Raw genomic sequence first — 9,430 nt, forward strand, 5'->3', positions numbered from 1 at the left:
TGGGTAGTCGATCGGAGCCGGCGCGCTCAAACTGCCGGCTGCTCCCGACACCTTTGCCGACGTATTGGACCTGCCAGGCGTTGCAGTCCGGCGCGGATTGGGGAGCCTGTGGTAAGTGAATCTGCACGAAAGGCCAGCGAGCGTGCGTCTCGACAGGCCGGAATCAATAAGGAGCCGCGGCACGCGGAGCGGGAATGTCGGGAAAAACTGTTTCGCGATCTGGTCGAGAAGCACGGCGCCAGGTTGTACCGGTTCGTGCTGCGCCGCACGGGGAGTGTCTACATTGCGGAGGAAATCACCCAGCAGACTTTTGTCGAGGCTGCCTGCGGGTTCGACAGCTATCGTGGCGACGCCAGACTCTCGACCTGGTTGTACGGCATAGCCGTGAATCTCATCCGCAATCACCTCAACCGCTGCCCAGAACGACGTTTTATGTTCGAGAGTTGCGAGAACGAGGAGGCGACGCTAGACGTAGGAGCGAGTGTCGAACAGGTTGTGGCAGGGCGTCAGGCGTTCCGCGTGCTGCTCGCGCAGATCGACGCGCTGCCGCAGGAAATGCGCGAGGTCGTGCTGTTGGTGGGCGTGCGGGAAATGAGCTATGAGGAGGTGAGCGCGATGCTGCGCATTCCGATCGGAACTGTGCGCAGCCGGCTTTCGCGGGCACGCGCGGCCCTGCGGGACAGTTTCGGTGCGATGGATTGACCAGCGCGCGGTGCGTAAGCTTCGCGCGCCGAGCACCCGCTATCCTGCCCGACGATGCCGCTGCACGTTTCAGGCGTGGCTGTGTCTTAGCAGCCGCTCGATCCAGTTGCGCAGCATTTCGACGTCCACTGGCTTGTGCAGTAGCGGGATGCCGTTCTCCGCTGCGTCGATGAGCCGGCTAGGGTCGGTGTCGCCGCTCACGATCAAGGCCGGAATGTCGGAGTCGTTGTATTCGTCACGCAGGCGGTCGATCACCTGGATGCCCGTTTCGCGCTCCGGCAACCGATAGTCGCTCACGATGAGAGCGGGTTTCTGCGTCAAATGAACGACTTTCTCCAGAATGTTCGCACCGCTAGAGCCGTCGATCACGCGATACCCCCAGCTTTTTAAGAGCAACGTCAGGCCTTCGCGGTTTTGCGGGTCATCATCCACCACGAGCACCAGTTGTCCTTGCGCGGTTGCGGCATCGCGTGCGCGGGCCCCGGACTCGGGGGTGTGAGGCTGCAGCGTGGGCGGTTGTACCGGCAGCGCCGCCGTTACGCCGCGCTCGACGCATAGGGAGAAAACGGTACCCTTGCCCTCGACGGAGCGCAGCGCAAGCGTGTGCCCGAGCAGCGCGGTGGTGCGACGCACAATCGCCAGTCCGAGTCCGAGCCCCTTGCTACGGTCGCGTTCAGGGTTGCGCAACTGATGGAACTCCCAGAACACGCGTTCCTCTTCCCGTGCGGGAATGCCTGGCCCGGTGTCCCACACCTCGATCCGGACGTGACCGTCGCGTACGCGGCACCCCACGAGGACGCGACCGGTCTCGGTATGGACGATGGCGTTGCTGACGAGATTGCGTATCACGCGTTCGAGCAGGACGGGGTCCGACTGGACCTGGACGTCGCGTGAGCGCACGCGCATGGATAGGCCCTTTTCCTGAGCCTGCGGCGCGTATTCCATCCGGATCTGATCCAGTAGCGTGTTGAGTGCGAAGGACTGACGGCGCACCTGCACAACTCCCGCATCCAGCCGGGAAATGTTGAGTAGCGCGTCGAACAGGTTACCCATTGCCGCCGTCGCGCTGGCGATGTTCTGGACGAGATAAAGGGCGTGCGACGACAGCCGTTCCTTGCTGAGCAGCCCGAGAAAGAGGCTGATGGCGTGCACCGGTTGGCGCAGGTCGTGACTTGCCGCGGCGAGAAAACGTGACTTCTCCAGATCGCTTCGCTCGGCGGCTTCCTTCTCGCGACGCACCTGTTCCAGCAGCGCCAGATTCTCATAGCTCAGGCGTAGCGCGTCGAGGTGAGTCCGGTGCATCCGGTGAATGAAGGCGAGTGTGGCGATGAGGTACGCAAGGCCGCCGGTGACGAGCGCGAGGTTGATGGCCGTCGGCTGGGCGGCGAGAGCGACGAACGGCGGTGCGAATGCGGGTACCTCGAACGCGTAGATGACCGGCAGGATCATGTAGTTCGAGTAGATTGCACCGGTGCCGAGGCCGAACAGGATGACGATGAAAAAGAGTTGATACTCTATTGGCACGAAGAAGGTCCAGTACGCGAACGGCAATCCCCATAACGTGCCCGATGCGAGATTGCCGATAAACATGTGCCGCAGCCAGCGCGCGGCGGCTTGCGGTTGCCCACGCGTGCGATCGTAGTAGAGCATCGCCGCCAGCCGCAACGCGGCGACAATCATTGTCGCAATGAGCCACACGATCACCTGGCGCGGTGGGATGACCGGGCACATCGCATACCCGGTCATGCCTGCGGAGACGACCGAGCCGCCTAACGCGAATGGGAAGCTGCGGCGCAGCGCCGTGACCTGTACTGCGCGGATGCGTTCGGCGTGCATGTGGCCCGCTTCGCTGTCCTGCGGGTCGACGACAAATTGGGCGGTTGTCTCTATGATTGTTCTCCGGAACGAGGCGCGTCGCGCGGCTGGCGACGGCAATATTAGCGTAGAGTCCACCGTCGCGTCGACGTATCGCGCCGGTCAGACGCGAATCCATGTGTGATGGAACCCGATCGATGAAATCGTTACTGAGGTACGCAACGCGGCGGTGACACCTGTCCGGCGCGCCGCCGCAACGGCTTGCCGCGAGATGTGCAAAGCATGCGCGCGGCACACCGGCCTGCGTTTCTCATTCCTTTTTTCAAGCCATCTGTGGGTTCATCATGACTATCAAGAGCATCACGAAAACACTGACCATTGCCTGCCTCGCGGCCACCAGCGCGTATGCATGCGCGTGGGAACAGCAGCCCGTCGAGAACGTTAGCCCCGCGTATCACGGCAATCTGGCAGCTGCGCAGACGTCGATCCGCCAGGCGTTCCGCGATATTGACGCCGCGCAGAATGCGAATCACGGGGAACTCGGCGGCCATGCCGAGCGCGCCAAGCAACTGCTCGATGAGGCGAGCAACGAACTGAAGGCCGCAGCCGAAACCGCCAACTTCCGGTGAGCGCGCGAACCGGGCCGATCGTGGCCTGGTACCGCCCAGCGTTATCGGCGCGGCGCATCGCTTAGCGACATGACAGGGTGCCGTCCGGCACCGTCGCGTCATTCTTCGCGCACGGCGCCTCCCTCTGGCACCGTGCGCACGCTTTAAAGCGGCACTGGATTCGTCCGCATTCGCATTTCCCAGTTTCGTCCTTCTTCTCCCCGCCCCACGAAATATTGCAGCGTTGGACTTTAGTCCGATGCCGCCACCTGCGTGCGTTCCTATCATCCTTCATATAAGCCGTGCACGACGAAAGGCGCATCGCGCTGACGTCGAAATGCACACACCGAGGGGCCAGGTGATTCTAACTACAGGTATCGAAATCATGGCGACGTTAGCGGAGCGGGACACAACGACGTGCACACTGCCGGTGTGCATGCGGGGCAGCGATAATCGTGAACAGGTCTTTTGCGATCTGGTTCGTGAGCATCGCAGACGTCTGTACTACTTCGTACTGCGCCGTATCGGCAGCGCGGTGGACGCCGAAGATATCACTCAGGAAGCCTTCGTCGAGGCAGCGGACGCATACGGCAGCTGGCGCGGCGATTCGCGTCTGTCGACGTGGCTTTACGGAATCGCGATGAACCTCGTGCGCAACCATCTGAACCGCTGTCCTGAACGGCGCTACCGGTTCGAGTCGGACGACGAATCGCTGTTCGAGGCACACGAATGCGAGAGCGTGGAAAATGCGTTCGAACGCAAGCAGACGGTTAACGTGCTGATCGAAGAGATGGGTGGGCTGCCGGTCGAAATGCGCGAGATTCTGATGATGGTCGGCGTTCAGCAGATGAGTTACGAGGAGATATCCGTCGTGCTCGGTATTCCGATCGGAACTGTGCGCAGCCGTCTCTCTCGCGCCCGCTCGACGCTGCGCCGCAAGCTCTCGGCAGTCGGTTGGGAGCACGCCTGACGGTTTGCGGCCGCGAGCGACGCTGAGATGCGTTCCGTGAGTCCATGCCTGCCGCCGCGCGCTCGTGCATTGATGCTAGCGCTGATGCTCGCGAGCGGTGCCGCGGCGCGTGACGCTCACGCCGAGCGCTACGCTTGCGTGACCGCTTCCGGCGTCCGTTACGTGTCGGATCGACCATGGTCCGACTGTTATGCGCTGCTGCTGGGCGCCGATTCATCGGCCGGTCGCCCGGCACCGCGCGCAGTACCTACGCCCGCGCCTCGCGCACCCCGTGGCAGCGAACGCGTTCTGGCCAAGGCATCGCCCTACGGCGCGATCATTGCGGACGCCGCGCTGGCGAGCGGTGTCGATCCGTATCTGCTGACCGCCGTGATCGCAGTCGAGTCCGGCTTCGATCCGTCGGCAGTCTCGCCAAAAGGAGCGGTGGGCTTGATGCAGGTCGTGCCGGCCACCGGGATTCGCTATGGCGTGGGGGCCGCGTCGTCGCTGGAAGTTGTGCGCCAGTTGACCGATCCGGTTATCAACGTACGCACGGGCGCGCGCTATCTGGGCGCGTTGCTGCGCCGTTATCCCGACAACCTCATGCTCGCGCTTGCGGCCTACAACGCCGGCGAGGGCAGTGTGGCGAAGTACGGCGGAACGGTTCCCCCCTACGACGAAACGCGTGCCTATGTGACGCGTGTGCTCGAACACTACCGGCAGTTGTGCGCCTTTCCCGTGCCTCCCGATCAGCCTGTGCCACGGACGGCCGAGGCCAGCGCGCGATGACAATCGCTCGCCGGTTAGCGCCGCGTGGTGCCATCACAGCGATACACGATCGTTGCGCGTGCAACCAGTCGCGCAGCGGCGGTCGAGCACATGCGTGGAGAAAAATGCGCCGCACATGCGAACCTTTTTTCCGCTGGTGTTACAGAGCGTGACAAATCACATGCGGGAGCAGCGGCGATGGACAGCACGAGGCGCAAGGGCATGGACGCATTGAATGGTGGCATCCGATCCGGCCACGGCAGCAATGCCGTTCTGAGGTAGCACATGTTGACACACGCGGAACGCATCGAGACACCTACCAGCGCCATCCGGGCCGCTGGCGATGCACTGTTGCCGGAGCAGGCCACGGCTGTCGAGGTCCGCGAGACGGAAGCGTTTGCGATTCTGCAGGCGGAAATGGACAAGCTGGTGGCGATGGGTGCCTCCACCTCGCCTGACTGGTCACGTGTCGTTGCATCCGCAACCAAAGTGCTGAGCGAACATGGCAAGGATCTGGCGGCAGCGGTATGGCTCGTGCTGGCGGCGTTCAGGACCACGGAGCTTGCCGGACTGGCGGACGCCGTCCATACGCTGCGCGCGACGGTCACCATACACTGGGATTCGCTCACGCCGCCCGCGGCCCGCATGCGGGCGCGTGCCAACCTGATCGACTGGTTGCTCGAACAACTGGATCGCCAGGTGGGCGCGGCCGCTCAAGCGGGCCAGCTCGAGCCACTCGATGCCGCCGTGCATGCGGCGCTGCTCGAGGACTGGGACGAACTCGATCGCTACTGGACCGAGCGGCAGACAGACGGCCCTGCATTCTTTCGAGTGCGCCGCATGCTCGCCGGCCTGCCAGTGCAGGGTGCAGTGGACGATCTGCTGAATGCGCCGCCTGGCGAGGACGGTGGTCAGAGCGCTGTTTCCGTGCAACCCGAAAACGCGGCGAAAGCGCCGCAAGGCGTCGAACGTTCATCCTCGTTGCCCCGGCCGGCGGTCAACGCGTCGACGCCAACCATTATCGCGCCGTCGATGACACCGGTAGACGCCTCAGCCGTGGGCTCTGAGGAAGACGCGCGGCGTGCTGCGGGGCAGTTGATGCGTGGCTGGGGCGCATTCCTGATTGCCTGTATCACCGCCATGCCGGCGCTCGCCTTTGCCTATCGCCTGAAGCGTGCCGCGGCTTGGGCGCTGATCGACACGGTGCCGCCCGCGCAGCAGCACATCACCCGTATCCCACCGCCAGCCGACGCCGTGCGCACCGCGCTTGCAAGCCTGATCGCGGGTGGCAATGCGGCCGCTATCGTGCAGTTCTGCGAGAGCCGCCTCGACGAGTGTCCGCTTTGGCTCGACCTGAATCGCTACTCCGCTGAAGCGCTGCAGCAGTTGGGCGCCGGCCAGGCCGCCGCGGCGGTGATGTGCGACACGCGTGCCTTCGGCGCGCGGCTGCCGTCGCTCGCCGCGCTGCAGTTCGCGGACGGCATGCCGTTCGCGGACCCGGCCACGCAACGGTGGCTTGCTGCGCGAGCCGAAGAGGGCAGTGCGGGGCAAGCGGTGGCGCCTGCCGATCGCGCCGACGCCACGCTCGACGCCACCATCGGGACCGCCCGTGCGCAGGCCATGGGTGGCGCGTTCGACGAAGCAATGCGCACGCTCGAGATGCTCGCGCAGCGTCAGCCGGCCGGACGCGACCGCTATCGGGTGCGTCTCGCGCAGTGCGAGATGCTCGAGGCTCACGGTGCCCGTCATGCCGTGCGCAACGTGATCGGCGCGCTGACCGGCGAAGCGCAACGGCGCGACCTCGCGAGCTGGGAGCCGGTACTCGCGCGGCGGGCCATTGCCCTTGCCGCGACGGCTCAGGCGCCGGTGTCGCGTACGGAGCAACAGAGCTGGATTGCGGCGCTGGCAGCGCTCGATCTGGAAGAGGCGTGGCGGCTCTCGCCGCACGGCGCTTGATCGCGAACGATAACGAGGAGAGTGAAGATGGCGGATAACGGGTCGGTGGCGCCGAAAGAGCGCGTGAATATTGTCTACAAGCCTGCGACGGGCAATGCAAAAGAGGAAGTCGAGCTGCCGCTCAAGCAACTGGTGGTGGGTGACTTCACGATGCGCGCGGATAGCACACCCGTGGAGCAGCGCAAGCCCGTTCAGGTCGACAAGGACAACTTCAACGACGTGCTGAAGGCACAGGACCTGTCGCTCGACTTCATGGTGAAAGACGAGTTGCACGATGGCAGCGGTGGAGCGGACGGCGACGAACAACTGCGCGTGCAGCTGTCATTCGGCCACATTCGCGACTTCGAGCCGGACGTGATCGTCGATCAGGTGCCCGAACTCAGACAACTGATTCTGTTGCGCGAGGCGCTCAAGGCGCTGAAGGGTCCGCTTGGCAACCTGCCGGAGTTCCGCCGCCGCCTCCAGGAGCTCGTGAAGGACGAGGGTACGCGCGAGAGATTGCTGAAGGAACTGGGCGCGGGCAACGCCGCCGCGGACCCAGCCACACAGGATGACACGTCGACGAAGGATGGGAAATGAGCGAAGCGCAAAGCCAGCGGGCAGACGGCCCCGAATCGACGGCAGCAGCCCCAGGCGGCTCGCTGCTCGAGGAACTGATCGAAGTGACCCGCGTCAAGCCGGGCGACGAAGCCTACGCGGTCACGCGGCGCGGGCTGGAGGCATTCATCGCCGAGCTGGTGGAGCCGCGGCGCAGCAACGAGAAGATCAGCCAGGCGATGGTCGACGACATGATCGTCGCGCTCGATCGCAAGCTGTGCCGCCAGGTCGACGCGATTCTGCATCACCCGTCGTATCAGAAGATGGAGTCTTCCTGGCGCTCGCTGCAGTTCCTCATCAACCGCACCGATTTTCGCGAGAACAACCGGATCGAAATTCTCAACGTATCGAAAGAGGCGCTGCTGGAGGATTTCGAGGACGCGCCGGACATTACCCGCTCGGGACTCTACAAGGCGGTATACACCACCGAATTCGGGCAGTTTGGCGGTCAGCCGATTGGTGCGATCGTCGGCAACTACGAGTTCGGCCCGGGCATGCAGGACATCAAGCTGCTGCAATCCATCGCCAGTGTCTCAGCGATGGCGCACGCGCCGTTCATCGGCGCAGCGGGCCCGGCGTTCTTCGGCGTGGATTCGTTCGCGGACCTGCCGAACCTGAAGGATCTCAGCGCGGTGTTCGAGATGCCGCAATTCACCAAGTGGAACGCCTTCCGCCAGAGTGAGGACGCGCGCTTTGTCGGGCTGACGATGCCGCATTTTCTGCTGCGCGTGCCGTACGGCGAGTCGACGGTGCCGGTCAAGAAATTCCACTACGAGGAAGACGTGTCGGCGGGCAACGACCGCTTCCTGTGGGGCAACGCGGCATTTGCGTTCGCGAGCCGGCTGTCGGACAGCTTCGGCCAGTACCGGTGGTGCGCGAACATCATTGGACCGCAGGGCGGCGGCACGGTCGGAGATCTGCCGATCTATACCTACGAGGCAATGGGTGAGACACAGACCAAGATTCCGACCGAGGTGCTGATCTCCGAGCGTCGCGAGTACGAACTCGCGGAGCAGGGCTTCATCGCGCTGACGATGCGCAAGAACACCGACAACGCCGCTTTCTTCTCCGCCAACTCGTGCCAGAAACCGAAGCTGTTCGGCAATACGACCGAGGGCAAGGAAGCGGAGATGAACTACAAGCTCGGCACGCAGTTGCCCTACATCTTCGTGGTGAGCCGGCTCGCCCATTACATCAAGGTCATCCAGCGCGAGAACATCGGCACCTGGAAAGAGCGCAGCGACCTCGAAGCCGAGCTGAACAACTGGATTCGCCAGTACGTCGCTGACATGGATAACGCGACAGCTGGTGTGCGCGGGCGCAGGCCGCTTCGTCAGGCGGAGATCGCCGTGTCGGATGTGGAAGGTGATCCGGGCTGGTACCGCGTCGGACTCAAGGTCCGGCCGCACTTCAAGTATATGGGTGCGTCGTTCACGCTGTCGCTGGTCGGCAAGCTCGACAAGAAATAGAGCCTCGCAACAGGACCGGACAACAGCGTAATTTCAATCTATTGCAGTACTGAATCTGGAGATTTGCTATGCCGATGCCATGTTATTTGACGCTTGAAGGCGCCGATGGGAAGAAGATCGAAGGGTCGTGCGAGATCGACGGTCATCAGGGAAAGATCCTCGTGCAGGCAGCCGACCTGATGGTAGAGCTGCCGAAGAATCCGCAGACCGGTTTGCCTTCTGGCAAGCGCCAGCACCTGGGACTTACGGTCACGAAGGAAATCGACAAGTCGTCGCCGACGATCCAGCAGGCGCTATGCGCGGGGCAGACGCTCAAGTCCGCGCTGCTCGAGTTCTTCCACATCACGAAGGAAGGCAAGGAGGAGAAGTACTACAGCATCCAGTTGGCGAACGCGGCTGTGGTGTCGGCGCGTACGTGGGTGCCGAACTGCCTCGAGCGGGAAAATGCGTCGCTCGGGCACATGGAGACGATCGGCATGACTTACGAAAAAATCGTGTGGACGTGGGTCAAGGACGGCATCGAGTCCGAGGACGATTGGCTCAAGCCGAACAAGAGCTAATGCGCA

The 9,430-nt window shown here is 63.4% G+C and carries 9 protein-coding genes; 8 read left to right on the plus strand and 1 reads right to left on the minus strand.

Going from position 1 to position 9,430, the window contains the following annotated elements:
• Positions 1-108: 108 nt before the first annotated feature.
• Positions 109-702, plus strand: coding sequence for an RNA polymerase sigma factor (locus GH665_RS05840; protein WP_246216148.1), 594 nt, complete (start codon positions 109-111; stop codon positions 700-702).
• Between the two features lie 69 nt (positions 703-771).
• Here the strand turns inward: GH665_RS05840 and GH665_RS05845 are convergent, their stop codons facing one another.
• Positions 772-2,538 (minus strand): ATP-binding response regulator, encoded by a 1,767-nt coding sequence (locus GH665_RS05845; protein ID WP_153135045.1) that lies wholly within the window; start codon positions 2,536-2,538, stop codon positions 772-774.
• 323 nt (positions 2,539-2,861) lie between these two features.
• Between GH665_RS05845 and GH665_RS05850 the strand changes: the two genes are divergently transcribed.
• The 7 genes from GH665_RS05850 to tssD all read left to right on the plus strand — a co-directional run bounded on the left by GH665_RS05850 (position 2,862) and on the right by tssD (position 9,424).
• A complete protein-coding gene (locus GH665_RS05850) occupies positions 2,862-3,146 on the plus strand; it encodes a hypothetical protein (protein WP_153135046.1) in 285 nt (94 codons plus the stop codon).
• A gap of 337 nt (positions 3,147-3,483) precedes the next feature.
• A complete protein-coding gene (locus GH665_RS05855) occupies positions 3,484-4,095 on the plus strand; it encodes an RNA polymerase sigma factor (protein WP_246216149.1) in 612 nt (203 codons plus the stop codon).
• 36 nt (positions 4,096-4,131) lie between these two features.
• Positions 4,132-4,863: a lytic transglycosylase domain-containing protein gene (locus GH665_RS05860; RefSeq protein ID WP_217361861.1), complete on the plus strand. Its 732-nt coding sequence runs from the start codon at positions 4,132-4,134 to the stop codon at positions 4,861-4,863.
• 264 nt (positions 4,864-5,127) lie between these two features.
• Entirely contained in the window at positions 5,128-6,798 is a 1,671-nt protein-coding gene (tssA, locus tag GH665_RS05865) for a type VI secretion system protein TssA (RefSeq protein ID WP_153135048.1), read from the plus strand.
• Positions 6,799-6,825: 27 nt separating this feature from the next.
• Entirely contained in the window at positions 6,826-7,377 is a 552-nt protein-coding gene (tssB, locus tag GH665_RS05870; RefSeq protein WP_153135049.1) for a type VI secretion system contractile sheath small subunit, read from the plus strand.
• Positions 7,374-8,864, plus strand: coding sequence for a type VI secretion system contractile sheath large subunit (gene tssC / locus GH665_RS05875; RefSeq protein ID WP_153135050.1), 1,491 nt, complete (start codon positions 7,374-7,376; stop codon positions 8,862-8,864). The genes tssB and tssC overlap by 4 nt, the downstream gene beginning before the upstream one ends.
• 68 nt (positions 8,865-8,932) lie before the next feature.
• The gene (gene tssD / locus GH665_RS05880) at positions 8,933-9,424 is read left to right on the plus strand and encodes a type VI secretion system tube protein TssD (RefSeq protein WP_153135051.1); all 492 of its coding nucleotides are present in this window, start codon (positions 8,933-8,935) and stop codon (positions 9,422-9,424) included.
• Positions 9,425-9,430 lie beyond the last annotated feature (6 nt).

It is taken from the genome of Paraburkholderia agricolaris, from assembly GCF_009455635.1.
GTDB lineage: Bacteria > Pseudomonadota > Gammaproteobacteria > Burkholderiales > Burkholderiaceae > Paraburkholderia > Paraburkholderia agricolaris.